1 protein-coding gene is annotated in these 1,213 nt (G+C 65.7%); it reads right to left on the bottom strand.

Annotation, left to right across the window (positions count from 1 at the left end):
* Nucleotides 1–940: IS481 family transposase (locus tag VEC57_06735; GenBank protein ID HYB98817.1), on the bottom strand; the 940-nt coding region annotated here is incomplete at its 3' end.
* Nucleotides 941–1,213 lie beyond the last annotated feature (273 nt).

Here is a 1,213-nt window from a genome sequence, read left to right as displayed (position 1 = left end):
TGTCGTTTCCAAGGAGGTTGTTCAGCCTAGCGAAGGGTGAGATGCCTTTGTGGGCTGAGTGTGGTCGGGTGAGATTGTAGGCGTTGATCCATGTCGGCATGGCGTCGGTCCTTTCCCTGGACGACGGGTAAGGCTTGGCATAGGCCCATTCACGCAAGCTGGTCTGGATGAAGCGTTCGGCCTTGCCATTTGTGCGCGGCGTATAGGGTCGCGTGCGGATATGGCGGAGGCGGGCCTTGGCGAGGAGATCGCGGAAGTCGTTGCTGCGATAGGCGCTGCCATTGTCGCTCATGACGCGCTCGACGGTGATGCCGTTTCGAGCGAACCAGTCGAGCGCTCTGGCCATGAAGGCGCAGGCCGAAGCTTTCTTCTCGTCGGGCAGGATCTCGGTGTAGGCCAGGCGCGAGGCATCGTCGACGGCGACGTGCAGGGCCTCCCAGCCGGTGCCGCGCTTGTTGCTCTGGCCGCGGCGGTCGCCGGTGATGCGATGGCCGACACCGTCGATCCGGCCGAGCTTCTTGGTGTCGATATGGATCAGCTCGCCCGGCCGGGCTCGCTCGTAGCGGATCGGCGGAACCGGTACCTCGAGCGCCTTCAGCCGGCCAAGGCCGAGCCGGCGCAGCACAAGGCCGACGGTCGAGCGCGGCATGCCGAGCGCATGTGCGATCTGCGGGCCGCTCAGGCGCTCGCGGCGCAAGCGTTCGATCTCGGCAACGCGACTGGCCGGCACCGGAGAGCGGTATCGCGCCGGCGCCGAGCTCCTGTCCGCAAGCATCCGCTCGCCGCCGGCCCGATACCGGCCCAGCCAGTGATAGGCGCGGCGGAGCGAAAGACCGGCTGCCGCGGCAGCCGAGGCAACTGTCCAACCCGCCTCTTCAATGCGTTGAACCATAAGGAGTCGACCTTGCGGCGTCAGGCGCGCATTCTTGTGAATGTTCATCCAGGCTCCGGGAAAGTGCGGCTGGGTGTGGCAACCACAGCTTCACTGCCCAGTCCTGGATGAACAACCTTCATAGCAACGACAACTAGAGCGCGGTCAGCCGCCCTTGACGCCGCCGGCGGTGAGCCCGCCGACGATCTCTTTCTGGATGAAAAGCGTCAGCAGCAGCACGGGCGCGGTGACCAGCAGCGCCGCGGCCGCGAGCGGTCCCCAAGCCACCTGCTCGAATGTCAGCATATTGAAGACCGCAACCGGCAAGGTGCGCGTCTGGCG

It is taken from the genome of Candidatus Limnocylindrales bacterium, from assembly GCA_035626395.1.
Classification (GTDB): domain Bacteria; phylum Desulfobacterota; class Binatia; order UBA1149; family CAITLU01; genus DASPNH01.
This window is presented reverse-complemented; position numbering and strand designations above follow the sequence as displayed.